Source organism: Acidobacteriota bacterium, assembly GCA_030774055.1.
Classification (GTDB): domain Bacteria; phylum Acidobacteriota; class Terriglobia; order Terriglobales; family Acidobacteriaceae; genus JACPNR01.
The window spans coordinates 1-25,802 of sequence record JALYLW010000157.1 but is presented as its reverse complement, the minus strand read 5'-3'; the positions used below and the strand labels follow the sequence as shown (position 1 = coordinate 25,802).

Here is a 25,802-nt window from a genome sequence, read left to right as displayed (position 1 = left end):
GCACGAAGGTACACGAAGGTTTTTCTTTATGAATCTCGCGGGAACAGCACCGGCGCGCTCCCCAAGAGACGTCAGTCACGCGGTTATCACCGCCGCGATGAAAGTGCATACGGTGCTTGGACCGGGGCTGCTGGAGAGCGCTTACGAGGCTTGCTTGGCGCACGAACTGCGCAATGCCGGCCACAAGGTGGATTGCCAGCTTGCGTTACCCATCGTGTACGACGGCGTGCAGCTGGATGTCGGATATCGCATCGACATGCTGGTCGATGACGTCGTGGTGATCGAGATTAAGTGCGTCGGGGCAATCAATAACGTCCATAAAGCGCAAATCATCTCCTATTTGAAGCTAAGCAAGCATTCGCTAGGACTGATCGTGAATTTTCATGTCGAACACCTGAAGGACGGGATCAAGCGATTCGTGTCCGGAAACAAATGGAAATGAATTCCTTCGTGAACCTTCGTGACCTTCGTGGTTAAACGAACTTAAAGAAGAGGACGAAATGGCAACCGCAGCGATACCGAAAACCAAGACTGCCGGCGGCAGCTGGCTCATCGAAGACCGTCCGCTAGAAGACGTCTTCACGCCTGAAGACTTCACTGACGAGCATCAGCAGATCGTCGCCACCACCGAAGAGTTCGCGCTCAAAGAGATCGTGCCCAACATCGAGCGCATCGAGCACAAGGAGTGGGCGGTCACGCGCGAGCTCATCAAGAAGGCCAGCGAGATCGGCATTGCCAACGTCGACGTGCCGGAAGAATTCGGCGGCTCCGACATGGACAAAGTGTCGAGCGCGATCATCGCGGACCGCATCGCCAAGAGTGGCTCGTTCTCGGTGAGCTGGGGCGCGCACGTCGGCATCGGCACGTTGCCCATCGTTTATTTCGGCACCGCGGAGCAAAAGCAGAAGTACCTGCCCAAGCTGGCGTCGGGCGAGTGGATCGGCGCCTACGCGCTCTCCGAATCCACCTCTGGCTCGGACGCGCTCAATTGCCGCACGAAGGCCGTCCTCTCCGCCGACAAGAAGCACTACGTGCTGAATGGCGAGAAGATGTGGATCACGAACGCGAACTTCGCCGACGTCTACGTGGTGTTCGCCAAGATCGATGGCGAGAAGTTCACCGCGTTCATCGTGGAACGCGGCTTCCCTGGCTTCTCCGTCGGCGCGGAAGAGAAGAAGCTTGGCATCCGCGGGTCTTCTACTGCCCCGCTGATACTCAACGATTGCCAGGTGCCGGCCGAGAACCTGCTCGGCGAGATCGGCAAAGGACACATCATCGCCTTCAACATCCTGAACATCGGGCGCTTCAAGCTCGGGGCGGGATGCGTGGGCGGCGTTCGCACTGCGCTCGCGAACGCGACTGGATACGCCAAGCAGCGCAAGGCGTTCGGTAAATCCATCAGCGAGTTCGGCCTGGTGCGCGAGATGCTCGCCAACATGGCCATCGGCGTCTTTGTCGGCGAGGCGCTGGCGTATCGCACGGTGGGAATGATCGACGCCGCGCTCTCCGATATCGACAAAAAGTCGCCGGACGCTTCCACGCAGATCCGCAAAGGCATCGAGGAGTACGCCGTCGAGTGCTCGATCCTGAAGGTCTGGGGCTCGGAGGCGATCGACCGCGCCGTCGACGACACGGTGCAGATCTACGGCGGCTACGGCTTCGTCGAGGAATATCCCGCCGAGCGCGCCTATCGCGACGCGCGCGTCAACCGCATCTTTGAAGGGACGAACGAGATCAACCGCCTCATCATCACCGGCTGGCTGCTGAAACGCGCCATCAGCGGAAAGCTCGCGCTCATGCCCGCCATCAAGCGAACGCTCGATGAAGTGATGGCCGGACCGTCGATGGGTGAGGAACTCGAAGGCGCGCTCGCCGACGAGCGCAAGCTCGTGGCCCAGGCGAAGAAGCTCACGTTGCTCATCGCCGGCGCCGCCTCGCAGAAATACATGATGGCGCTCGCCGACCAGCAGGAGATCATGGGCGCCATCGCCGACATGGTGATCGAGACGTTTGCGATGGATTCGGCCGTCGTCCGTACGCGTAAGCTCATCGAGAAGAATGGCGAGTCGCAGTCGCAGCTCGCCGTTGCCATGACGCAGTGCTACCTGATGGACGCGATGCAGAAGATCGAGTCAGCCGCTCGCAAGGTGGCCCCGGCGGTCGCCGAGGGCGACATGCTGCGCAGCCAGATGGCCATCATCCGCCGCCTCGCCAAGCACGAACCGGCAAACACCATCGCGCTGCGGCAAAAGATCGCCGAGCGCGTGATCGAAGCGGGCAAATACACGCTCTAGAGCCTATTGGCCACGGATTTCCACGGATAGCACGGATAAGAAAACAGATCCCTGTTCATCCCTGAGATCCGTGGCTAGTCTTTTTTCCTTTTCAACTCTTCCATCGTCGAGCTCACCAGCGCCTTCGAATCGTTGAGCAGCTTCAGGATGATCTGCACGTCCATCGCCGGCTTGCCCGGCTGGCGCGCGCTCTGGCAATAGACGCCGTGCTGCCCTACCAGCACGATGGCGTCGGTGAGCACGTCGAGCGTGGCGGCGAGCCGGCCGCGCGGCACGCCCATCTGCAACTCATAACGCTCCAAGTCTTCTTGGCGCTCATCGAATATCGACATGCCAGGATTGTAGACTGATGTCTGTAGACTGATGCGTCACGGATAACTCCTGGGAGGAAGCCATGCGCCGTTCCGTTATTCTCGTTTTCGTCCTTGCTGTTTCCCTCGCTACCTTCGCGCAGAAGCCGGCGAAAGATAAATCGCAGCGACCCAGCCCGCCCGCCACGCCCGCCGTCTGCACCTTCGCTGACGGCAAGACCATCACCGTGGATTACAGCGTTCCAGCGATGAAGGGCCGCAAGATCTATGGTGGGCTCGTGCCGTTCAACCAACCGTGGCGCACCGGCGCGAACGAAGCGACCACGTTCGTGCCGGCGACGGACGTGGTCATTGGCGGGGTCACCATTCCCGCCGGCAACTACACGCTCTACACGTTACCCGCACCCACGCCCGGCGAAAAAGCGTGGAAGCTGATCATCAGCAAGAAGACAGGGCAGTGGGGCATCCCGTATCCCGAAGGCGAGGACCTCGGACGCTTCGAGATGAAGACGGAGCTGATCGAGATCCCCATGGAGAAGCTGCACATCTCGTTGATGAACAAACCACGCGCCAAAGATGTTTGCACCTTGCGCATCGACTGGGAGAAGACGCGCGCCTACGTGGACGTCGCGGAAAAGAAGTAGCGGCTTCCATGTCTGCCGGCGTGGAGAGGATCGATGACACGCGGGCAACACCCGCCGTCCGCGGATTCCTGCACCGGCCGGCGCAGCCTTCGCCGTCACACGACGCCGTCGTCCTCACCCACGGCGCCGGCTCGGACTGCAACGCGCCGCTCCTCATCGCACTCGCCGAAGCTTTCGCAGATGTGGGATGGGTGGTACTGCGTTGCGATCTTCCCTATCGCCAGGCGCGGCCGCATGGCCCTCCGCGTGGCTCGGGCGCCGAAGATCGCGAAGGACTTCGCCGCGCGGTGGAAGTCTTGCGGGAACATACGGGCGGCTGCATTTTTCTCGGTGGCGCTTCCTACGGCGGACGGCAAGCGACCATGCTTGCCGCTGAGGATCAGAAGGTGTGTGCCGGACTCCTCGTGCTCTCCTACCCGCTGCATCCGCCGGGCAAGCCCGAGCAGCTGCGCACCAAACACCTGCCGCTGATCCGCGTACCGGCGCTGTTTGTCAGCGGCGCCAAAGACCCATTCGGCTCCCCGGCGGAGATCGAGAAAGCGCTGAAGCTTATCCCCGTTCCGGCCGCTTTCCTCATGATCGAGGGCGCCGGCCATGATCTGGGCTTCGGCCGCCGCGCACGCAGCAAGAACAGCGCCCCCGGCAACAACGATGACCTGCCGCGGCGCATCGTCACGGCCTTTCGCGGCATCGTGGAGTAGGGCCGGGAGAGTACGATTCAAACCGACGCAGGTGTTGCCTTATGCCTGAGCGCTTCGTGTTTCCCGATCATCGCGAGCTCTTCGCCAAGAGCAACGAAGTGAAGTCCGGCGATCAATTGGCCGGGATCGCCGCGAGCTCCGAGCGCGAGCGCGTGGCCGCGAAGCGCGCGCTCGCCGACCTTCCCCTGGCGGAGATCATCGCGCATCCGCTCATCGATCCCGATACCGACGACGTCTCGCGGTTGCTCGCCGATACCTGGGACGAAGATGCGTTCCAGCCCATCCGTTCCTTCACCGTCGGCGGATTCCGCGAGTTCCTGCTCGCCGACGGCGCCACCGAAGCGAAGCTCAAGGCGATGCAATGGGGCATCACGCCGGAGATCGCCGCCGCCGTCGCCAAGCTGATGAGCAACCGCGACCTGGTGCTGGCCGCGGGAAAACTACGCAACGTCACGCGCTGCCGCAACACCATGAGCGAGCGCGGCGTGCTCGGCGTCCGCATCCAGCCTAATCATCCGGCAGACGATCTTGGCGGCATCCTGCTCTCTACTTTCGAGGGACTGCTCTTCGGCTGCGGCGATGCCGTCATCGGCGTGAATCCGGCGACCGATTCGGTGGCCGGCGTCGCGCGCATCCTGCACGCCTTCGATCGGCTCATGCAGGCGTACAAAGTCCCCACCCAGTCCTGCTGCCTCGCGCACATCACCACGCAACTCGCCGCCATGGACACCGGCGCGCCCGTGGATCTTCTCTTCCAATCCGTTGCCGGCACCGAAGCGGCGAATCGCAGCTTTGGGATAACGCTGGCGATGCTGCGCGAGGGCCGCGAGCGCGTGCTCGAACATCATGGCCAACGTGATGTGCCGTGGTTGGGCACGAACGTGATGTACTTCGAGACCGGCCAGGGCAGCGCGCTCTCCGCCGAAGCCCACCACGGCGTGGACCAGCTCACGCTCGAAGCCCGCGCCTACGGCGTGGCGCGCGTCTTCGACCCCTTCATCGTCAACAGCGTCGTCGGTTTCATCGGACCGGAGTATCTCTACGACGAGCGGCAGATCATCCGTGCGGGACTCGAAGACCATTTCATGGGCAAGCTGCTCGGGCTGCCCATGGGCTGCGACGTCTGCTACACCAACCACGCGGAGGCTGATCAGAACTCCGCCGACAATCTGATGGTGCTGCTCACCGCAGCGGGCTGCAACTATTTCATGGGCGTGCCGTGCGGCGACGATGTGATGCTCAACTACCAATCCACCAGTTATCACGACGCCGTCGCCATGCGCCGGCTGTTCAACCTGCGCCCCGCGCCGGAGTTCCTCGCGTGGCTACAGCAGACCGGCATCTATCGCGATGGCGAACCCGCCCCGCTCGCCGCCGATGTGCGCCGCCGGCTCCTCAGCGGCCTCGATTCGGTGCTCCAGCAAGAGGGCGCGAAATGACCCACGAGCTGCGCTCGCCGGCGAGCGACGCTGCGTGGCCCGAGCTCGTGCGCCAGGTCCGCGCGCGCACCCCGGCACGCCTGCTCGCCGCGCGCGTGGGAGTTTCTTACGACAGCGAGACGCAGCTTCGCTTGCGCGAAGATCATGCCGCCGCGCGCGACGCCGTCCGCACCGAGTTCGATCTCGAGCTGCACCTCGGACGCGAGTTCGTCGCCGCTGAAAGAATCCTTGTGGTGAGCACGCGCGCCGCTTCCAAGCGTGAATACCTGCTGCGGCCGGATCTCGGCCGCCGCTTCAGCGATGCCGCAACCGCACAGGTCGCGGCCCAGTGTCCGCCCGGCGCAGACTTGCAGATCGCCATCGGCGATGGACTCTCCGTCACTGCCGTCGCCACCCAGGTCCCCCAGTTGCTGCCCGTGCTCCAGCGCGAAGCCGAGCGGCGCGGATGGCGGATGGGACAGACTTTCGCCATCCGCTATTGCCGCGTGGGCCTCATGAACCAGATCGGCGAACTCTTGCGCCCTGAGGTGCTGGTGCTGTTGATCGGGGAGCGTCCTGGCATGGCGACGGCCGAGAGCCTTTCCGCCTACATGGCATTCCGTCCGCACGCCGGACACACCGACGCCGACCGCAACCTGATCTCGAACATCCATGTCCGCGGCACGAACGTAGCTGCAGCAGCAGTGCGCATCGCTGACCTGGCGCAGCAGATGATGCAGCAACGCACCAGCGGGACGGCGGTAAAAGAAATCTTTGCACCCGATGCAGCGCGTCTGCCGGGCGGTGAGCGCTAGCCCAGCCGCCCTAACTCAACATCTGGGAGACGGCGGCTTCGGCATGGAGGCGCCCGGTATCGAGCAGACGAGGGCGGCTACCAGACCTTGCACACCTTCTCTGCCGCGTTGACCATCGGCTGCCCGGCCTTGCACGAGAATGCCTGCGAGAACTCCGGCATGTTCACGACCACGCCGTTCACGCGATACTTTGCCGGGGAATGCGGATCGGTGACGGCGCGCACTCGCATGTCCTCCGGACGCTCATTCGCGCACGCCCACTGCGCGAAGCCCACAAAGAAGCGCTGGTCGGGGTTGAGACCGTCCCGCGGCGCGAGCTGCTTGTTCTTGGTCGCGTCCTTCCACGCGATGTAAGCGAGGATCTCGCCGCCCAGATCGGCCACGTCCTCGCCCAACGTGAGCTTGCTGTTGATGTGGATGTCGTCCACCACCACGTACTGCGCGTATTGGTCCTGCACGCACTTGGTGCGGGTATCGAATTTCTCGCGGTCCTCTTTCGTCCACCAGTTCTTGAGGTTGCCTTGGGCATCGAATTGGCTGCCCTCATCGTCGAAGCCGTGCGTGAGTTCGTGGCCGATGGTGCCCCCGGTGTCGCCATAGTTCGGAGCGTCATCGAGCTTCGCGTCATAGAGCGGAGGCTGCAGCACGCCGGCGGCGAAGTTCACGTCGTTCATCTGTGGGTTGTAGTAGGCGTTGACGGTGGGCGGCGTCATGCCCCACTCGCCGCGGTCCACCGGCTGGCCGACTTTGTTGATGTCGCGCCGCCGCTCGAATTCGTTGGTGCGCGCGACGTTGCCTGCGAAATCATCGCGCGCGATGTGCACCGAACTGTAGTCACGCCACTTATCGGGATATCCGATCTTGTTGCGGATGCCTGCCAGCTTGGCCAGCGCCTGCTGCCTGGTCTCCGGACTCATCCAGTCGAGGTCGCGGATGCGCTGCCCCATGGCCGCTTCGATGCGGCGCGTCATGTCGAGCGTGCTGGCCTTCAACTCCGGGGAGAACAACCGCGTCACGTAGGCCTGGCCGAGCGCTTCTCCGAGATCGCGATCGGTGTACTGCACGCAACGCTTCCAGCGCGGCTGCTGCTCCTTCGCGCCGCGCAGGTACTTCCGGTAGAACTCGAAGTTCTCGTCCACGAATCTGGCCGGTAGATACGGCGAAGCAGGATCGACCACGTGGAACCGCAGATAAGTCTTCCAATCCGCGATGGAGTCGCTGGCCAGCTGCGCGCTGACTTGCTTGAGGTAGTCGGGCGTGGCGACGTTCAGGATCTGGAAGCTGGGATACTTCAAGGCCTGGTAGTAACCCACCCAGTCGATGTTGGGCGCGATCTGTGTGAGGTCCGCGACCTTCATCTTGTGTTTCAACTTGTAGGGATCGCGGCGGTCCACGCGGCTGAGCTGCGCCTTCGCCAGCGCGGTCTCCATGCGCATCACGGTAGCGGCATCTTGCTTGGCTGCGGCCGCGGGTTCGCCCATCAGCGCAAACACTTTCTGCACGTGCAGGAGATAGCGTTCGCGGATCTCCTTCGACTTGGCATCGTCTTTCAAGTAGTAGTCGCGGTCGGGCAGGCCCAAGCCGCCCTGGTCAAGCTCTGCGATCTGCTGCTCCGAATCGTCGGGATCCTGCGTCGACCCCTGGGCAAACAGGATGGTCCGCCCGTACGCGAACTGCAGCCGCGCGATGAGCGGCGTGATCTCTTTCGCGGACTTGAGTCTGGATATCGCGTCGAGGTCGGGCTCGAGCGCGGCTAAACCACGCTGTTCGACCTTGGTCTCGTCCATGCATGCGCGGTAGAAATCGCCGATCTCCTGCGTCACCACATCGCGCTTCTTTTCAGTGGCCGCCTGCGACGCCTGCTCCAGGATGCCGCGCAGGAAATTCAGATTGTCCTGATACAGCTTCCCGTAGACGGACCACGAAGTCTGGTCGGGCGGGATCGGATTCTTCGCCCGCCACCCGCCGCACGAGTAGCGATAGAAGTCGACGCACGGGTCGGCGGTTTTATCCATCGCCGCGACGTCGAGACTCGGCGTGTACGGCATCGTAGGCTCCGGCGCCGCCTTGGTTTGTGCGGTAGCAAGCATGCCGGAAAGCAGCAGGAGAGAGAGGCAGCACAGCAGCGGGTTGCGCATATTCACCTTGGACGCGGTCAGTGAGAGAACGTTAGGGGAGCAAAGCATGGTAACGCAGCGGCATCCGTAACGCAGCCTATGCGCAACAAAAGACAGGCGCTCTAGAGGACTAAGGTTCGAAATCCCGCCGCTGTGCAACCAAAGGCCAAGTAAGGGCCTTCTAATCACATAACGGCCCACCAAAACTGAGGCATCCTCAGTTCGTGGTGAGCTCATGTGAAGCCCATTTGCGACAAATGTCGCAACAGGGATAAGGGAACGAGGGGTGAAAGTATGCGAAAAACCGGATTGATGTGTACCGCGGTACTGCTTGGGTTCCTCGGAACCTCTGCGCTCGGCTACGCGCAGAATGACAACAAGCAGAAACAAGAGGAAAAGCAGGCCAAGCCGGCCAGGCCCGCGAAGGCCGCAAAGGAACAACAGCAGGCTGCGCCACAGCCAGACCGGAACCGTGGACAACAGCGCGCCCAGGAAGTCCGCCGGCAGCCCGACAACTCCGGGCAGCAGCGCGCCGAGGAAGTCCGTCGGCAGCAGCAGGACCAGCAGCAACAGCAGCGCGCCCAGGACGCCCGCCGTCAGCAGGACCAGCAGCAACAGCAGCGCGCCCAGGACGCCCGCCGTCAGCAGCAAGAAGAACAGCAACAGCGCGCCGTGGACGCTCGCCGTCAGCAGCAAGTACAGCAGCAGCAGCAACAGCAGCAGCGCGCCCAGCAGCAGTATCAGGACAGGCAGCAGCAACAGCGGGACGACACGTTGCGCCGTCAGCAAGAGCAGGAACAGCAGACGCGCGCCGACCAGGCACGCCGTCAGCAGGAATTGCAACAGCAGCGCGCGCAGCAACAGCAGCAGCAGGACCGTCCTTCAGGCTGGGACAACGGCAGAAAGACTGGCTGGAACGGCGGCAGCGTGCCTCCAGGACAGCAGGCTCGCCTGTCGCAGGACCGTCAGCAGCAGCTCATCCAGCAGCAGCAGCAGCGCGTAGCGCAGTACCGGCAGCGCCTGGACCAGGAACAGCGTCTGTCACAACAGCGCATCGCGCAGCTCCAGCAGCAACGGCGGATGGCGCAGTACCGGTATCAGCAGCGCTATTGGGATCACATCCGTCAGCAGCAGCAGCGGATCGCGAACCAGCGCTATGACTACAACAACGACCCCTACTTCTACACTGCTCCGAGCTATCGCTACTCCTACGGCAACAACTACTACGAGACCAACCAGTACGGCGCAGACATGCTGCGGCAGGCCGTGAACAACGGCTATGAGCAGGGCTTCTACGCTGGACAGGCGGACCGTCAGGACCGCTGGGGATACAACTACCAGGGGTCGAATGCCTACGAGGACGCGAACTACGGCTACGACGGCTACTACACCGACCAGAGCGCCTATAACTATTACTTCCGCCAGGGCTTCCAGCGTGGCTATGACGATGGCTACTACGGCCGCTATCAGTATGGTAGCTACACCAACGGCACCTATAGCATCCTCGGCAATCTGCTGTCGCGGATCCTCAACCTGCAGGCGCTTCGCTAAGCCGAAGCCTGCATAAAGCCACTAGCGCCCGTTCGCTGACTTTGAAGCAAGGTCAGTGGACGGGCGTATTTTTTTGGGTTGGGGGATGAGAAGAAGTTATGGCGGAGAGAGTGGGATTCGAACCCACGTTACCCTTGCGAGTAAACACGCTTTCCAAGCGTGCGCCTTCAGCCACTCGGCCATCTCTCCGCAGGTATTGCAGGAAGGCTTATTGAGGTGAGCTGCTTCTAGTTTATCGCATGCGACCCGTAACGCCGCGTCCCGCTACTCCTTACCCTCGTAGATCTGCTGCGCCAGATAGTTCTGGATGCCCATCTCGGCGATCATCCCCAGCTGCGCTTCGAGCCAGTCGATGTGCTCCTCTTCATCTTCCAGGATGTGCTGGAACAAGTCGCGCGAGCCGTTGTCGCCGAACGCGCAGCATAGCAGACAGCAGACCGCGCCCTAGAACTTGGTCACCTCGGTGAAGTTGAAGCCGCGCACTTTCATCGCCGGCACCACCATGTCGAATGATTCCTCGCCACTCGCGCGCACCGGCTCGCTCATCGCCTCCACGTTGAGCAGCATCTCGATCAGGCTCTGGTTGAAGCGGAAGTTGCGCAGCCCGGCGACCAGTTTGCCGTTCTCGATGAGGAAGGTGCCGTCGCGCGTCATCCCGGTCAGCATCTTCTCGTAGGGTTCGACTTCGCGGATGTACCACAAGCGCGTCACGAGCACGCCGCGTTCGGTACCGGCGACCATCTCGTCCACCGTCTTCGCTTCCCCCGCCGCCGGTCCGGCGAACACGATGTTCATCGGCGCCTCGCCCATCTCGTTAGGCAGCGGGAAGCCGTGCCCGGTCACGCGGACTTCGCCCACCTTCGCGGCCAGCGGAGATTTCTTCATCTTCTCCGCCGTCGCGCGGGCGTACACCAGGTTCTTCGGCACGCCTTTCGCGATCAGTTCGACGCGCTCGCGCCGCACGCCCTCACCATCGAAAGGTGCGCCCGACTGCAGCGGATGCCGCACGTCATCGTGTACCGTGATGTTCTCGCCGAACAGCTTCTTGCCGATGCGGTTCATCAGGAACGAGCGCTCGTCGAGCACCGACTGTCCGCCAAAATCGAAGAACATGAATCCCACCAGGTCGAGCACCGCCGCCGGCTCGAGGATCACGGTGTACTTCCCGGGCGCGATCTCCTTTGGCATGGCCGACTTCTTCGCCTTGCGCGCGGATACCTCCGCCAGCTCCAGCGGCTTCACCTGGGTGGCATCCGGCGAGTTGAACTTCTGCCAGCCCGAGCTGTCGCCGCCCAGCATGGTGATGGAGACCTCGGCCGACGTCTGCTGGTGATACGCGAACAGGCCCTTCGAATTGAGGATGGCCTCGGCGGAATCCGCGGAAGAAAATATCCCGGCGGCGGTCAGGTCGTTCTTCTTCGCCACCTCCACGATGCCGTGGACGCCGCGGGCGCGGTCTTCGGGCGTCAGCTTCGCCGTCTGCTCGAAGTAGCGCTGGGCTTCGCTCTGCGGTCCGTTCTGCGACGCGTCGCCCTGCTTCGGCGCCGCGCTCGCCTCGGCCAGCGGCAACATCTCCGGGTCGGTGTGCTGCACCTTCGAGATCGCCTCCGCGTCGGCCACGGCGCGGCGCAGCGAGTCGTCGTCGAACTTGTTGGTGGTGGCGCGTGCGGTGCGTCCTCCAAAGGCGGTGCGGATCGAGCAGATGTAGTTCTCTTCCGCCACGTTCTGATGGATGGTGTTGTTGGCAAAGCGCGTGAGCGCGTACTTGCCGCCCGCGATGAGGACTTCCACCTCGTCCGCGGTCACGAACTTCCGCACCTTCTCGAATATCTTCTGCGCTTTGGATTCGTTAAGCATTCTGTTCAGGCTCTCAGCAATCAGCTATCACGATCCTTTGTACGCGCTGCCGATCTTCACATTGCGGAAGCGCGCCGGCGCCGCGCCGTGGCCGGTGCCCATGGTCTGCATCGGCTGTCCCTTGCCGCAGTTCGGAGTGCCCCAGAGTGTCCACTGGTCGCGCGAGCAGATCGCATCCATCGAGTTCCAGAACTCCGTCGTGATGCCCGAGTACGACGGATTCTTCAGCATGCGTCCGAGCTTGCCGCCTTTGATCTCCCAGCCCGACTCGCAGCCGAACTGGAAGTTGTAGCGCTTGTCGTCGATCGACCACGAGCGATTGGTCTGCATGTAGATGCCGTCTTCGGTGTCGCTGATGAGTTGTTCGAAGGTCAGCGGCTGTTCGCCCGGCAGGATGGAGACATTCGTCATGCGGATGATGGGCAGCCGGCTCCAGCCTTCGGCGCGCATCGTGCCACCCGAGCGCGCAAGGCCGATCATCGCGGCAGTATCGCGCGAGGAAAGATATCCGGTGAATCGGCCGTTCGTGATGATGGGCGTGCATTGCGCGGCGACTCCTTCATCGTCGTACGCGAACGTGCCGAGTCCCGGACCGTGCGCCGGAGTAGCGTCTGCGACCACGTTGACGATGTCGGTGCCGTATTTCAGCTTGCGCAGCTTGTCGAGCGTGAGGAACGACGTCCCGGCAAAGTTCGCTTCCATGCCCAGCACGCGGTCGAGTTCGATGGGATGTCCCACCGACTCGTGGATCTGCAACCCAAGCTGCGAAGAATCGAGCACGATGGTGCCCACGCCCTGCGGACACTGTGGCGCAGCATGCAGCGCCACCGCTTCCTCGCCGATGCGGCGCGCGTTCTCGATCAGCTTGAGCTCGCCGATCAGCTCGTAACCTTTGTTCTGGAACTGTCCGCCGAAGGAGTTCGGATACGACCGCTTCTGGATCTCCGTGCCGTGGAAGGCATACGCGGCAAAGCCTCCGCCGGTGGTGGTGCGGGTCTGGTGGATCTCCGCGCCTTCGGAGGAATAGAACCACTGCTCGTAGCGCCGGAAATTCAGGTTCGCTTCCGCCAGCGTCACGCCCTTCACCGACGTGAGTTCTTTATCTACCGTCAGCAGGAGCGCGATGTTGTCTTCCACCGAAGTGGCGAACGGATCGATGCCGCACGCCGACTCCCAATCCGCGACGGCAGGCTTCTCCGGTACGAGCGTAACGTCGTATTGCTTCACCGTGGCCGACGAACGCGCGATGGCGACCGCCTGGGCCGCCGTGCGCTCCACCGACGCACGCGTAAGGTCGTCGGTGGCGGCGAATCCCCACGCACCCTCGGCGATCACGCGGATGCCGATGCCCAAGGTCTCGGAAGCCGAGGCGTGGCCCACCTTGCCATTCTTGGTGGCGAGCGAGCGGTTACGCTCGTCGACGATGCGCAGGTCGCAGAAACTCGCGCCGCGCAGTTTCGCCGTGTTCAGCGCCCAGGAGGCGATCTCTTTCATCGACATGGCAGCATCGACATGGCAGCCGATGATGATAAATGGTTTGTGAGTTGCTGTGGGAAGGAACCCGAAAACGCTACCAGCCCTTGCGCTTCTTCAACTCCGTGATATGCGCCAGGTGATGCCGGCTGTGCCACGCGTAAAGTGCGAGGTACTGGTCGAGCGAGCGCTCGCCCATCTCCGGATGGTTGAACTTGCGCGCGTACTCTGCCGGCGTCATCGCTTTCAGGATGATGACCCAACGCGTGTGCACGGCCTCGAGCAGGTTGAGCGAGACCTCGATCGGCGTCTTCACACTGTCGGGCAGCTTCGCCCACGCCGCCTCATCGTAGGGCTTGATGGTGGGCGTGTCTTCGGTGAGCGCGAGCTTCCACCGGCAGTAGGCGTTCATGTGGCTGTCGGGGACGTGATGCACGACCTCGCGCACCGTCCAGCCCCCGTCGCGATAAGGCGTGTCGAGCTGTTGCGGCGCCAGCGCGTGGACCGCCTCGCGCATCTTCGCCGGCAAGCTCTCGATGGCGGCGATGCGCCGCTCGCGGTCGGCCGCGGTGAAGCTTTCTGGCATCTCGAACTTCCCAACCGGATAACGCGGATCGGCGGTGGTCGCGGCGGTGCTCATGCTTCCCTCCCTGGTTTTGGCGTGCAGCAAGCTTGCTCGCAAGAAAGCTTGCCGTCAAGCAAGCCTGCTGTCAGGAAATCACAGTATAAGCGCGCCACGATGGTAGCGATGGTATCGTGCTGCCACTTGCCGCGGACACTCGGGAGATGCGTATGAAGGTGGTGCGGGTAATCTTTTTCTGTCTCATCGTCTTTCTCGCCCTGCCCGAGTTCGTGCTCGGCGTCCCGGCGCTGATGAACGGCATCCGCGCGCATGGCGACGTCTGGTCGGTGCGCCACGACTACTTCGGCGACGCCGCCATCACGCTCATCGCCGGACTGCTCGCCGTCGGCTTCGCCGCCTGGGGCGCGTTCTGGCCGGGAAGGACCAACTGGCTGCGTTTCCTGGTGGCGACCAGCATCGTCTTCCTGATGGCCGTGTCGATCCCATCGTGGTACGCCGCTCCGGAGATGCGCAGCCGCAGCGCCATGACTGGCAGGATGCGGACGCTTCAAGTCGCAGTCGACTCTTGGGGGAACGACCACGGCAGGTTTCCGCTCACCGACGCTGAACTGAAAGAAGCCGCCAGTGCCGGCGAAGTCCGGGTGGGCGATAGCCCCTTCCAACGCGGCGGCGTCCCCGTGCAGTTCGAGTTGGCGCTGATCTCTTCCGCCGCGGGCCCGGTTTTGCACGCCGAGCGTCCCGCGGTGCTGTACTACGCGGTGGATGCGGATGGAAAGCGCTTCTGGATAAGCGCCACCACGCTCGAAAAATCCGTGGGGAATGCTGTCGTGATGGTGGGCGAGGGCTCGTCCGGCCCGCCGTTCGTCATCGAAGGCAAGCTCGAAGCGCCTGCCCCGGCTGCCCCCGCTCCCACCTCGAAACCCACATCGCCGAAGCCTGTCGCCAAAAAGAAATAGGGCGGCTTGCGCTGCCCTTACTGAGTCATGCTGAGCGAGCGCCGCGCGCTTTCTGCGGCGCAAGTCGAAGCATCCCTATCGCGATCAAGAACCTCGCGGGTCTACGTTCCTTCACTCCAGCTCGCCAGGTACTCTTCCTGCTCCGGCGTGAGCCGATCGATCTTGATGCCCATAGCTTCGAGCTTCAATTTCGCCACGCGCTTATCGAGCTCCTCGGGCACGGGATAGACCCTCTTCTCCATCTGCTTGTGATGCTTGACGAGGTGCTCCACGCACAGCGCCTGGTTCGCAAAGCTCATATCCATCACGCTCGCCGGATGCCCCTCGGCGGACGCCAGATTGATCAAGCGTCCGTCGGCGAGCAGGTAGATGCGCTTGCCATCGCGCAGGGCGAACTCTTCCACGAACTCGCGCATCGTCCGGCGCGAGCTGGCCATCTTCTCGAGCGCGGGAATGTCGATCTCCACGTTGAAGTGTCCCGAGTTGGCGATGATGGCGCCGTTCTTCATCAGCTCGTAATGCTCTTTGTTGATCACGTTCTTGTTGCCGGTGACGGTCACGAACACGTCGCCGATCTTCGCCGCTTCGTTCATCGACATCACGCGGAAGCCATCCATCACGGCTTCGAGCGCGCGCGTGGGATCGATCTCCGTCACGATCACGTCCGCTCCCATGCCCTTCGCGCGCATGGAGAGGCCTTTGCCGCACCATCCGTAACCCGCGATCACGAACTTCGAGCCGGCGATGAGCACGTTGGTGGCGCGCACCACGCCGTCGATGGTGGATTGCCCGGTGCCGTAGCGGTTATCGAACATGTGCTTGGTCAGCGCGTCGTTCACCGCGATGATGGGATACCGCAGCACGCCTTCCTTCGCCATCGCGCGCAGCCGGATCACGCCGGTGGTCGTCTCTTCGGTGCCGCCGATGATGGCCGGCAGCACGTCGGTGCGCTTGGTCAGCGCCACGCTTACCAAGTCGGCGCCGTCGTCCATGGTGAGGTTCGGCTTGTGGTCGAGCGCCGACAAAATGTGCCGGTAGTAGGTGTCGTTGTCTTCGCCCTTGATGGCGAAAGTCGGGATGTTGTAATCGCGCACCAGCGAAGCGGCCACGTCGTCCTGGGTGGAGAGCGGATTCGACGCGCACAACACCATGTCTGCCCCGCCATCGCGCAGCGTGATGGCCAGGTTCGCCGTCTCCGTGGTCACGTGCAGGCAGGCCGCGATGCGGATGCCCTTCAGCGGCTGGTTCTTGATGAAATCCTTGCGGATGGATTGCAGCACCGGCATGGACTGGTTCGCCCACTCGATGCGCTTCTTGCCCTGATCGGCGAGCTCCAGATTCTTGACGTCGCCGCGCAGTTCCGTCGTAGCCGTAGGCATAGATTCCTTTTTGGTGGAGCGAGTTTTCGTTGTCATCTCGGTCGTTGGTCTTCGGTCGTTGGTCTTTGGCCGTAACGACCCTGATCTAGGTGAAGGAACTTCTATTCTGACGCGGCAGGGCACGGTTCTCGCCGTGCCCTGCTCGCTACTCGGTACTCAGTACTCGGTACTCGGTACTTACTTGCTTGCCTTCGCCGTCGCCTGCCCAAGCAGCGCATCGCGCAGCGTGTTGGCTTTGTCCGTCTTTTCCCAGGTGAAGTCGGGGTCTTTGCGGCCGAAGTGGCCGTAAGCCGCCGTCTTCTTGTAGATGGGACGCCGCAGGTCGAGCGACTTCATGATGCCTTTGGGCGTGAGCTCGAAGTTCTTGCGCACCGCCGACTGGATATCCTCATTCGACGCCTTGCCGGTGCCGAAGGTATCCACCAGCACGCTCACCGGCTCGGCCACGCCGATGGCGTAGGCGAGCTGCACTTCGCAACGGTCGGCGAGGCCGGCCGCCACGATGTTCTTGGCGATGTAGCGCGCCATGTAGGCCGCCGAGCGGTCGACCTTTGTCGGATCTTTGCCGCTGAAGGCGCCGCCGCCGTGCCGGCCCATGCCGCCGTAGGTGTCCACGATGATCTTGCGTCCGGTCAAACCGGTGTCGCCCATCGGACCGCCCACCACGAATCTTCCCGTGGGATTGATGTGGTACTTGGTGTTCTCGTCCAGCATCTCCGCCGGGATCACAGCCTGGATGACGTACTTCAACACGTCGGCATGCAGCTTCTCGTTGTCCACTTGTTCCGAGTGTTGCGTCGAGATCACGACCGCTTCCACGCGCCGCGGCTTGTGATTCTCGTCATACTCTACCGTGACCTGCGACTTGCCGTCCGGACGCAGATAATCCAGCTTGCCGTTCTTGCGCACCTCGGCCAGTTTCTCGGTGAGCTTGTGGGCCAGGTAGATGGGCGTCGGCATGTAGTTCTCGTTCTCGTTGGTGGCGTAGCCGAACATCATGCCCTGGTCGCCGGCGCCGTCGCGGTCCACGCCGATCTTGATGTCCTGCGACTGCTCGTGGATCGAGCTGATGACCGAGCAGGTCTCGCTATCGAAACCGTAGCTCGCGTCGGTGTAGCCCACCGCCTTCACCGTGCCGCGCACGATGGCGGGAAAATCCACGTATGCCTTGGTGGTGATCTCGCCGGCGATGAACGCCAGGCCGGTGGTCAGCAGCGTCTCGCAGGCCACGCGGCTGTATGGATCATCGGTGAGGCAGGCATCCACGATCGCGTCCGAGATCTGGTCGGCGATCTTGTCGGGATGTCCTTCGGTCACCGACTCCGACGTGAATAGATAACGGCTCTTGCTCAAAGTTTTCTCCTGATTGCACTACGGCGCGCGCGCCCGAGCGCTGAGAGGTGATGCATGCCGCAGAAGCTGTCGTTTAATCTAGTGGATAGGTTACCAGCGTTCGCGCCCCCAAACAACGCGGAAACCCGCTAAATGGCTGCATTTCATGGTTCTCAGGCAGGATTTATGCAGCGAACGGAGGGGGCTATTTTCAGACCGGGTCAGCCTTCTTGAATGGGGGTAGATATTCCGGAAGCGGACACCAGTGCGAAACTGACACAACTTGAAACTCTTTGGGGGCCGCGACGATGTGCCATCCACCCTGCTGCCAATATCCTGTCAGCCGTAACACGTTGTTCTTTGCGTCTACGCACGCCACCGCGACCGTATCTGGGGTGTCGGGTTTCTTGTCTTCGACTCTGATCCAACTCGCCATATTTGCTTCCTCTCTGCGATGCATCAAGTACGCCCGGATGAACGGTTGCAAGTCGCCATCGATGACGCGGTCCACGTCGCCCATCTCGAGTTTCGTCCGGTGGTCTTTCACCATGCGGTAGGGTTGCAGGACGTAGCTGCGGACCTGCGACCCGAAGCCGATGTCGAGCTTCGAGTCTTCAGTCACGCGCGACGCCGCGCGCTTTTTCTCGAGTTCGAGTTCGTAGAGCTTCGAGCGCAGCATCTTCATCGCGCGCTCGCGGTTCTTGTGCTGCGAGCGCTCGTTCTGGCAGCTCACCACCGTCCCGGTCGGCAGGTGCGTCATGCGCACGGCGGAGTCGGTGGTGTTCACGTGCTGTCCGCCCGCACCCGACGAGCGGAAGGTATCGATCTTCAGGTCGTCGGGCTTGATCACGATCTCGATGTTGTCGTCGATCTCCGGCGAGACGAACACGCTGGCGAACGACGTATGCCGCCGCTTCGCCTGATCGAAGGGCGAGATGCGCACCAGCCGATGGACGCCGATCTCCGAGGTCAGCAACCCGTATGCATACGGGCCATTTACCGAGAATGTGGCCGACTTGATGCCCGCTTCTTCACCGGCCTGATAGTCGTTGAGCACGGTCTCGAAACCCTGGCGCTCGGCCCAGCGCAGGTACATGCGCATGAGCATCTCCGCCCAGTCCTGCGATTCGGTGCCGCCCGCGCCCGCATGGATGGTCACGATGGCGTTGCGCGCGTCGTTGTCGCCCGAGAGCAGCGTCTCGGTCTCGAGCTTCTCCACCAGCGCGCGCAGCGCGTCGATCTCTTTTTGCAGTTCGCTCTCGACCTGCTCACCCTCGCGCGCCAGCTCGAAGTAGGCGGCGATGTCGCCCGCGCGCCGCTCCAGATCTTTCTCCGTGGCCAGCGCATCTTCGAGGCGCTTGCGCTCGCGCATCACCAGCTGCGACTGCTCGGGGTTCGACCAGAAGTTGGGATCGGATGTCTTCTTTTCTACTTCGGCGAGCTGCAGACGTAGCTTGGGCGGGTCAAAGATAGCTCCGCAGTTCCTGGGCCTTCTCTTTGAGGGGGGCGTACGCGCGTTCTATCTCTTCGACCATGGCGTTTCGTTCTTACTGCTGACGGCTGCGCAGGATGCCGCCGCGCACGTTCCAGCGCACCAGCACTCCTGCTCCTGCGATTATCACACACAGCCATCCGAACCAGTCGCCATGGCGGGTGTAGAACGTCGTCTCCGTGACCAGAGCGTAAGCAACGTCGAGCGCGACGCGCTGCTTGCGCGGCGCGCGTTGCGTCACTCGTCCATACGGATCGATCGCCGCCGTGATCCCGGTGTTGGTCGCGCGCAGCACCCAGCGCTGGTTCTCGATGGCGCGCATCTGCACCATGTTCAAGTGCTGGCCGGGCATGCCGTAGTCGCCGAACCAGGCGTCGTTCGAGATGTTCACGAAAACCTGCGCACCGTTCGCCGCGAACTGCCGAATGTCATCCGGGAAGATGGACTCATAGCAGATGAACGTGCCCACCCGCTGTCCCCCGGCGTCCCGGTTTCCCAACTCGAAGACGATGCGCTCCGTACCGGCCGTGAACCCCCACTCCCCCACCTCGCGCGCGATCCCCTTCAGAAATACCAGCACGCTTTGTGCCGGGATGTACTCGCCGAACGGGACGAGGTGCACCTTGTCATAGCGCGCCGCCCAGCGTCCTTCCGGAGTGATGAGCACGGCAGAGTTGTAAAAGCTACGCTTCGCGCTCTGCTGCGCAGCCCCTTCCGCCGCCGGCGTACCCAAGGCCCCGGCGATCACGTACGCGTGCGACTCGACCGCAACCGTCGTCACCGCCAACCGGAAGCGTGGTTCGTTGAGGAAGAACGGCGCCGGCGATTCCGGCCACACGATCAGACTGGGCTTCGCACCGGGCGCGGTCGAGAGAGCGTGCAACTCCTTCAGCGTCGCGCTGAGATCGTTTGCGTTCCAGTCCTTCTCGATGGGGATGTTCTGCTGCACCAGGCGCGCGGTGTGATCGGTGGCAAACGGCGGCGGCTCCACCAACACGCCCAGATTCAGCACCGCGGCCGCGAGCACCCCTGCCACCAGCATGGTGCGCCGGCGATGCGGCGGCAGCAAGAACGACGCTGCGAACGCCGTGTTCACCAGCATGATGCCGAACGATACTCCGTAGACGCCGGTGAACCGCGCGACCTGTGCCAACGGGATGTTGTTAACCTGCGCCGTCCCCAACAGGTCCCAGGGGAATCCAGTGACGCGCGTGCGCGCCATCTCCACTGCCACCCAGAGGAACGGCGCCAGCAGGATGGCCTTCTTGCTCCCGCTCGCGCCCTGCGCCGCCCGCGCCACCAGCGCACCGAACAGTCCGTGATAGAGCGCCAGGTAGAGGCAGAACGCCACGAACATTCCGCCGGCTTCGAGCGGATGCATCTGTCCGTACGTATGCAGCACGTGATAGATCCAGAAGCACGTTCCCGCATACCAAATGACGCCCGAAAAATATCCCAAGCAGAAACCCTGCCAACCGCTCAGGATGCCAAGCGGCCTGCCCTTTTCGTCCACCAGTTGTGGCCCCGAGCGCGAGAGCGGCCCCAGGATGGCGAGCAGCAACGGTGCGATCGCGAACCAGCAGGTGAAATACAGTCCCGGCGAGGGGAAGCAAAGCGCTTGCAGCGCGCCGGAGAACGCGGCCAGCAACCATGCGCGTTGGGGGATACTGCGCAAGCCGCGAGTGTAACAGGCGATGGTTTTCGTTAGAATAGGCGGCGATGTCTACGCTCGTCTCCATCATCATCCAGGTACTCGAAGCGATGTTCGTCGTCGGCATGGCCGGCTCCGCGCTGGTCATCATCCTCACCGGCGTCGAAGACATCGAGACGATGCTCGACATCGGCGACGACGAGTCGCATTGACCTCTGGATTTTTGAAAGCGTAGACTCCGAGTCGGCCACCGCTCTGTGGTGGCCTTTTGTTCGCGTCTTTTTGTGCGTATCCCCGCATGGGTTCATCCTCACGACCGCAGCCACCGACGTCTAACCGGGTCCGCATCGTCATCGCGAGCTCGGTCATGCTCACGTTCATCTCCTGGTATCGGGCGGCGGCCATCGTGCTCAACGACCTGGGCTCGTCGGCCTTCTATGCCGGCTCCATCTCCGAACAGGCGGTCGGCAAGGCGGCGCCCTGGTTCATCATCGGCGTGATGTTGTTCTCCTTTGCCGTGCGCGCGGTGTATGTCGAGAGCTGCTCCATGTTCGTGCGCGGCGGCGTTTACCGCGTGGTCAAGGAAGCGCTCGGCGGCACGCTCGCCAAGATCAGCGTCTCCGCGCTGATGTTCGATTACATGCTCACCGGGCCGATCTCGGGCGTGTCCGCCGGACAATACATCGCCGGACTGGTCAACGAGATCCTGGTGGCTATCGAAGCCCATCACTGGATGCCCGGCTTTATCTCCAGCGCCTTCCACGGCGCACCGCAGTTGCCCGTGAACTTCACCTCCGCACTCATCGCCGTCGCCGTGACCGCATATTACTGGCGCGAGAACGTGAAGGGCATCGAGGAATCGAGCGAGAAGGCGCTGCGCGTGATGCAGATCACCACCGTGATGGTGGTGCTGCTGCTCGGCTGGTCGGCCTTCACCGTCCTGCGCGGTAACTACGTGCTGCCGCCGCTGCCCACGGTGGACAACCTGCACTTTTCCGACGAATCACTCGGCTTCCTCAAGCACCATCCGGACCTGCCGCGGATGTTCGCCATCTTCGGCATCATGATGGCCTTCGGACACTCCATCCTGGCGATGAGCGGCGAAGAATCGCTCGCCCAGGTGTATCGCGAGATCGGCAGTCCGAAACTGAAGAACCTGAAGCGCACCGCGCTGACCATCGCCATCTACAGCTTCGTCTTTACCGGCATCTCGTCCTTGTTTGCCGTGATGCTCATCCCCGATGGCGTGCGCATGTCGCCCGACGTGAAAGACAACCTGCTCGGCGCCATGGTCATGTACTTCACCGGACCGCGCTTCCTCAAGCTTGCATTCCGCGCCTTCGTGGTGGTCTGCGGCTTCCTTATGCTTTCCGGCGCGATCAACACTTCCATCGTCGGCTCCAACGGCGTGCTCAATCGCGTCTCCGAGGATGGCGTGCTGACCGACTGGTTCCGCAAGCCGCACAAGCGCTTCGGCACCAGCTACCGGCTCATCAACCTCATCGTCGGATTGCAACTCGTCACCATCATCGCCAGCCGTGGCGACGTCTACGTTCTCGGCGAGGCCTATGCCTTCGGACTCATCTGGAGCTTCGTGTTCAACAGCCTCTCCATGCTGGTGCTGCGCTTCAAGTACAAAGGCGAGCGCGGCTGGAAGGTGCCGCCGAACATCACCATCGGCGGCGTGGAGATCCCACTCGGCCTGCTCAGCGTGCACCTTGTCCTGCTCGCCACCGCCATCGTGAACCTGTTCACCAAGTCGGTTGCCACGCAGGCGGGCATCGTGTTCGCGGCGGTGTTCTTCGTCGTGTTCACGGTCTCCGAGCGCATCAACCGGCGAAAGTTCGCCGCCGTCGAGCAGCGGATGCAGGAACACTTCCAACTGCTGCAGCAGGAGAACATCTCACGCGAGTCGGTGGACGTGCGTCCCGGCAACGTGCTCGTGACCGTACGCGACTACAACACGCTCGACCAGTTGCGCTGGGCGCTCGAGCATACCGATACCAATGAGCACGACGTGGTCGTGCTCGCCGCTCGCCTCACCGGCCCGGGCAGCGCCGAGTACGACCTCTCCATGGAACAGATCTTCGGCGAATACGAGCAGAGGCTTTTCAGCCGCGCCGTCTCCGTGGCCGAGGGCGTGGGCAAGCACATCTCGCTGCTGGTGGTGCCCGCACGCGATGTGTGGAGCGCCATCGTCACCACCGCCAACCGGTTGCAGTCGGAGCGGGTCATCGCCGGACTTTCCAGCAAGATGACCGCGCAGGAGCAGGCCTTCTACCTCGGCCGGGCGTGGGAGGCGATGGATCCGCCCAAGCGCCAGTTCACCTTCATCGTGGTGCGGCCGGATGGCGACCCGCTCGAGTTCCACATCGGCCCGCACAATCCGCGGCTCACCGAAGACGATGTCCATCTCGTGCATCGCATGTGGCTCACCATGACGCGCGAGCGCGGCCTCGAAAAACTCCACCACGACGAGATCGTCTCCGAGTCGCTCACGCGCTTTGCGCGCGATTACTCCGGCCACGAGCATGACGAGATCGCCCGCAGCCTGAAGCATCGCGGGCGCGATACCCGCCGCGACCCTACCGACACGCAGAAGTTCAGACCACTCTCCACCCCGCCGCCCGACTCCGGCATGGGCGCGGAGCCGCGCCCGGACCGCCCGTCCCCGTCAACCGGGGGAAGCAAGAAGAAGGATGGCAGCGGCGAGGGCGGTCCGCCGACGCCGCCGGTCTGCGGACCGTGACGACGAGTTGTGAGCTGCGAGTTCCGAGCTCTGAGTAACCGGCTACTCGTAACTCGAACCTCGCGACGAGTTGTGAGTTGCGAGTTTCGAGCTCTGAGCAACCGGCTACTCGTAACTCAAAGCTCGCAACTCGCAACTACTTCCGCCGATAGCGGTCGAAGCGATGCTCGCCCGCTTTGCGGCAACTCATCCAGCGCCACCACGGCGCATCGTCCGGAGTGAATCCCGGCGCGCCGGTGAACGCATTCGGACGCACTCCCTCGCCCTCCGGCATGCGCTCTCCCACCATCACCGGCGAGGTGGTGAGGAACATCTCGTCCACCAGCCGCGCGCGCTGCAGAAAGCCCGCCAGCGTCGGCCCACCTTCGCATAGCAGGTGCTCGATGTTGAGTTCGCGCCGCAGCATCGCCATCGCCCGCGGCAAGTCGACCGCTCTGCCCTCACCCGCGACGAGCACGCGGACAGGGGAGTCCGAATCCGGATTTGTCTCTGCCAGGCGCTTCGCGCCCACCTCAGTCGTCAGGATCATCGCGTCGACGGAGTCGCGATCCGAGTCTTCGCCACGATCGAACACGCGATACTTCGAGAGGTCGAGTGACGCCGCGCCGGTCACGAAGATGTTCTTCTCCCTGCCGCGGCCAAGACGCTGGCGCAGCCCGCGCAGCGCATCATCCTGGATGCGATAGATGAACCCGCGCCCGCTCGGGTGCTGCCCTGCCTCTTCGACCAGCGTATTCACGCCGAGCAGCACGGCGTCGGCGTGCGCGCGCAGCATATCCATCAGCCAGCGGTCGTCCTGGGACTGCGAAATACTGGCTGCGGACGCGTCCTTGCCCTTGAACGAGACGATGCCGTCAAGCGACTGCACGAAGTTGGTGAACAGCCACGGACGCTCCGCCGGAGCCGCCGGAAAGCCGAGCCGCCCATAGGACGCGTAGGCCGCGTCTTGAACCGGCGCGGGCTCGCCATGGTCGAACAGGGTCTCGAAGGGCATCGCCTCAGCATACCTCGGGGCTCGGGCCCCGCGCCGCACCTTACGCCGGAAGAACTGCCCACCGCCGCCTAAGCTTTCTCCAACCGCTGGCGCACAAACGCAACCACCTCTGCCGTCAGGTACTGCGGCGGCACGATCTCGAACGTCGGCTTCTCCCCCATCGGCTTCAGCGAGACGCGCTCCCACTGCGCGCTGCCGCCATCCTTCGACGCGTGCAGCAGCACGGCGTCGGCGCGATCGAGATGCTCACGCGCGCTGGCTTTGAAATCGGCGGTGCTCGGATCGAGCACGGTGAGATAGAGGTCGGGACGCAGAAAACGCAGCACCGAGTTCGACTCGATGATCACGTTCGCTGCCCCGTTCAACTCGCGTCGCAGGTCAGGCATGGCTTCGGCGAGCCGCCCCTGTTTCGTCCTGACCCAAAGAGAACGCTTCGCACCTGAAGACAGGTAGCGCGCGGTGTCTTTTCCGCTGGTTGCGTCCTTCTCTTCGGAGACCGACCACATATGCTCGTCCATCGCACATTCGCACGACTCGCCGTTGACCGAGCAGACGCCGTGCCCGAACTGCGTGATCTTCACCGCCGTCCAGCCATATTCGGGAAGCGCAGCGATCAGGCCCGCGACCACGCTGGTCTTGCCGACGCTGCGTGAATGTCCGCCGATAACGATGGTTGCCATGTTTAGAGCCATGCTCAGCAAGGTGGCGCCGGTCTTGCCCCCCCCCGAGTCGCAGCAAGCGTTATTCGCCTTTATCACTTTTCGCCAGCCGCGCCATCGCCGCCAGTTCGCGTAAATACTGTTTCAGCGGGCGCGCCGGCGTGCCCCAGAAGATCACGCCCTTGCCGCGGATGATCTTTTTGCTCGGCACACCCGTCTGCCCACCCAGGATCGCGCCCGTCGCGATGGTCACGTGGTCGGCGATGCCCACCTGCCCGCCGACGATCACGTCGGGCTCGATGACCGAGCTGCCCGAGACGCCGGCCTGCGCCGCGATGACTACGTTCTCTCCGATGCGCACGTTGTGCCCCACGTGGACGAGATTATCGATCTTCACCCCGCGCTCGATCACGGTGGCATCGAGCGCGCCGCGGTCGATGGTGCAGTTCGCGCCAATCTCCACGTCGTCCCCGATCTCGAGTCGCCCGAGTTGCGGAAACTGCTCGTACTTCCCCGTCGCATCGTCGCGGACGTACCCGAATCCCATGCTGCCCAGCACCGTGCCCGCCTGCACCACCACACGGCTGCCCAGCTTCGTCCCCGGATAGATGGTCACGTGCGGCCCGATCTCGCAATCGGCGCCCAGCTGCACGCCCTGGCCGATCACGGTGAAGGCGCCAACCTGCGAGCCGCCGCCGATCACGGCGTCGGCTTCGATGACGGCGCGCGCGTCGATGCGCACCAGCTTTCCCAGCTTCGCCGTAGGGTGGACGTCGGCCTTCGAGTGCACGCCCTCGGTCAAGTCCGCCGGCGGTCGCAGCAGCGC

At 63.0% G+C, this 25,802-nt stretch carries 21 protein-coding genes, 1 tRNA gene and 2 pseudogenes; 10 read left to right on the top strand and 14 right to left on the bottom strand.

Annotated features, from left to right (window positions below; genetic code table 11):
• The first annotated feature begins 28 nt into the window (after nt 1–28).
• Nucleotides 29–442: a GxxExxY protein gene (locus M3P27_13030; protein ID MDP9269230.1), complete on the top strand. Its 414-nt coding sequence runs from the start codon at nt 29–31 to the stop codon at nt 440–442.
• A gap of 58 nt (nt 443–500) precedes the next feature.
• Nucleotides 501–2,294: an acyl-CoA dehydrogenase family protein gene (locus tag M3P27_13025; GenBank protein ID MDP9269229.1), complete on the top strand. Its 1,794-nt coding sequence runs from the start codon at nt 501–503 to the stop codon at nt 2,292–2,294.
• 74 nt (nt 2,295–2,368) lie between these two features.
• On the opposite strand, the gene M3P27_13020 is transcribed toward M3P27_13025, so the two are convergent.
• Nucleotides 2,369–2,626: a hypothetical protein gene (locus M3P27_13020; protein MDP9269228.1), complete on the bottom strand. Its 258-nt coding sequence runs from the start codon at nt 2,624–2,626 to the stop codon at nt 2,369–2,371.
• Between the two features lie 62 nt (nt 2,627–2,688).
• Between M3P27_13020 and M3P27_13015 the strand changes: the two genes are divergently transcribed.
• From M3P27_13015 to eutC, 4 genes are read left to right on the top strand one after another with little or no spacing between them, the layout of a single operon-like run.
• Nucleotides 2,689–3,249, top strand: a complete 561-nt coding sequence (locus tag M3P27_13015) for a DUF2911 domain-containing protein (protein MDP9269227.1) — start codon at nt 2,689–2,691, stop codon at nt 3,247–3,249.
• Nucleotides 3,250–3,257: 8 nt separating this feature from the next.
• On the top strand, nt 3,258–3,950 hold the full coding sequence (locus M3P27_13010) for a dienelactone hydrolase family protein (protein ID MDP9269226.1): 693 nt from the start codon (nt 3,258–3,260) through the stop codon (nt 3,948–3,950).
• Between the two features lie 41 nt (nt 3,951–3,991).
• A complete protein-coding gene (locus tag M3P27_13005) occupies nt 3,992–5,389 on the top strand; it encodes an ethanolamine ammonia-lyase subunit EutB (protein MDP9269225.1) in 1,398 nt (465 codons plus the stop codon).
• On the top strand, nt 5,386–6,183 hold the full coding sequence (eutC, locus tag M3P27_13000; GenBank protein MDP9269224.1) for an ethanolamine ammonia-lyase subunit EutC: 798 nt from the start codon (nt 5,386–5,388) through the stop codon (nt 6,181–6,183). Before M3P27_13005 ends, eutC begins: the two co-directional genes overlap by 4 nt.
• Nucleotides 6,184–6,260: 77 nt before the next feature.
• Here eutC and M3P27_12995 read toward each other — a convergent pair whose 3' ends face one another.
• On the bottom strand, nt 6,261–8,321 hold the full coding sequence (locus M3P27_12995) for a M13 family metallopeptidase (protein MDP9269223.1): 2,061 nt from the start codon (nt 8,319–8,321) through the stop codon (nt 6,261–6,263).
• A 291-nt stretch (nt 8,322–8,612) separates the two neighbouring features.
• Between M3P27_12995 and M3P27_12990 the strand changes: the two genes are divergently transcribed.
• Nucleotides 8,613–9,851, top strand: coding sequence for a hypothetical protein (locus M3P27_12990; GenBank protein ID MDP9269222.1), 1,239 nt, complete (start codon nt 8,613–8,615; stop codon nt 9,849–9,851).
• Between the two features lie 99 nt (nt 9,852–9,950).
• Here the strand turns inward: M3P27_12990 and M3P27_12985 are convergent.
• The 5 genes and pseudogenes from M3P27_12985 to M3P27_12965 all read right to left on the bottom strand — a co-directional run bounded on the left by M3P27_12985 (nt 9,951) and on the right by M3P27_12965 (nt 13,821).
• Nucleotides 9,951–10,040, bottom strand: a tRNA-Ser gene (locus M3P27_12985).
• A gap of 75 nt (nt 10,041–10,115) precedes the next feature.
• Nucleotides 10,116–10,259, bottom strand: a pseudogene (locus tag M3P27_12980) (bacterioferritin).
• 36 nt (nt 10,260–10,295) lie between these two features.
• A complete protein-coding gene (locus M3P27_12975) occupies nt 10,296–11,708 on the bottom strand; it encodes a TldD/PmbA family protein (protein ID MDP9269221.1) in 1,413 nt (470 codons plus the stop codon).
• Between the two features lie 27 nt (nt 11,709–11,735).
• Complete coding sequence (locus M3P27_12970) at nt 11,736–13,208, bottom strand: TldD/PmbA family protein (protein ID MDP9269220.1); 1,473 nt, start codon at nt 13,206–13,208, stop codon at nt 11,736–11,738.
• Nucleotides 13,209–13,278: 70 nt separating this feature from the next.
• Nucleotides 13,279–13,821: a putative metal-dependent hydrolase gene (locus tag M3P27_12965; protein MDP9269219.1), complete on the bottom strand. Its 543-nt coding sequence runs from the start codon at nt 13,819–13,821 to the stop codon at nt 13,279–13,281.
• Nucleotides 13,822–13,967: 146 nt separating this feature from the next.
• Between M3P27_12965 and M3P27_12960 the strand changes: the two genes are divergently transcribed.
• Nucleotides 13,968–14,720: a hypothetical protein gene (locus M3P27_12960; GenBank protein ID MDP9269218.1), complete on the top strand. Its 753-nt coding sequence runs from the start codon at nt 13,968–13,970 to the stop codon at nt 14,718–14,720.
• A 101-nt stretch (nt 14,721–14,821) separates the two neighbouring features.
• Here M3P27_12960 and ahcY read toward each other — a convergent pair whose 3' ends face one another.
• The 4 genes and pseudogenes from ahcY to lnt all read right to left on the bottom strand — a co-directional run bounded on the left by ahcY (nt 14,822) and on the right by lnt (nt 20,598).
• Nucleotides 14,822–16,078 carry an adenosylhomocysteinase gene (ahcY, locus tag M3P27_12955; protein MDP9269217.1) on the bottom strand — a complete coding sequence of 419 codons (1,257 nt, stop codon included), beginning with the start codon at nt 16,076–16,078 and terminating at the stop codon, nt 14,822–14,824.
• 198 nt (nt 16,079–16,276) lie between these two features.
• The gene (gene metK, locus M3P27_12950) at nt 16,277–17,452 is read right to left on the bottom strand and encodes a methionine adenosyltransferase (GenBank protein MDP9269216.1); all 1,176 of its coding nucleotides are present in this window, start codon (nt 17,450–17,452) and stop codon (nt 16,277–16,279) included.
• Nucleotides 17,453–17,879: 427 nt separating this feature from the next.
• A pseudogene (gene prfB / locus M3P27_12945) lies at nt 17,880–18,966 on the bottom strand (peptide chain release factor 2).
• Nucleotides 18,967–18,978: 12 nt separating this feature from the next.
• Entirely contained in the window at nt 18,979–20,598 is a 1,620-nt protein-coding gene (lnt, locus tag M3P27_12940) for an apolipoprotein N-acyltransferase (protein ID MDP9269215.1), read from the bottom strand.
• Between the two features lie 44 nt (nt 20,599–20,642).
• Here lnt and M3P27_12935 point away from each other — a divergent pair, with 44 nt between their 5' ends.
• Entirely contained in the window at nt 20,643–20,786 is a 144-nt protein-coding gene (locus M3P27_12935) for a hypothetical protein (GenBank protein ID MDP9269214.1), read from the top strand.
• A gap of 155 nt (nt 20,787–20,941) precedes the next feature.
• Complete coding sequence (locus M3P27_12930) at nt 20,942–23,323, top strand: APC family permease (protein MDP9269213.1); 2,382 nt, start codon at nt 20,942–20,944, stop codon at nt 23,321–23,323.
• Between the two features lie 136 nt (nt 23,324–23,459).
• Here M3P27_12930 and M3P27_12925 read toward each other — a convergent pair whose 3' ends face one another.
• From M3P27_12925 to lpxD, 3 genes are all read right to left on the bottom strand, one after another.
• A complete protein-coding gene (locus tag M3P27_12925; protein MDP9269212.1) occupies nt 23,460–24,317 on the bottom strand; it encodes a dihydrofolate reductase family protein in 858 nt (285 codons plus the stop codon).
• A 68-nt stretch (nt 24,318–24,385) separates the two neighbouring features.
• The gene (locus M3P27_12920) at nt 24,386–24,997 is read right to left on the bottom strand and encodes a hypothetical protein (GenBank protein MDP9269211.1); all 612 of its coding nucleotides are present in this window, start codon (nt 24,995–24,997) and stop codon (nt 24,386–24,388) included.
• A gap of 61 nt (nt 24,998–25,058) precedes the next feature.
• On the bottom strand, nt 25,059–25,802 hold a 744-nt coding region (gene lpxD, locus M3P27_12915), incomplete at its 5' end, for a UDP-3-O-(3-hydroxymyristoyl)glucosamine N-acyltransferase (GenBank protein MDP9269210.1).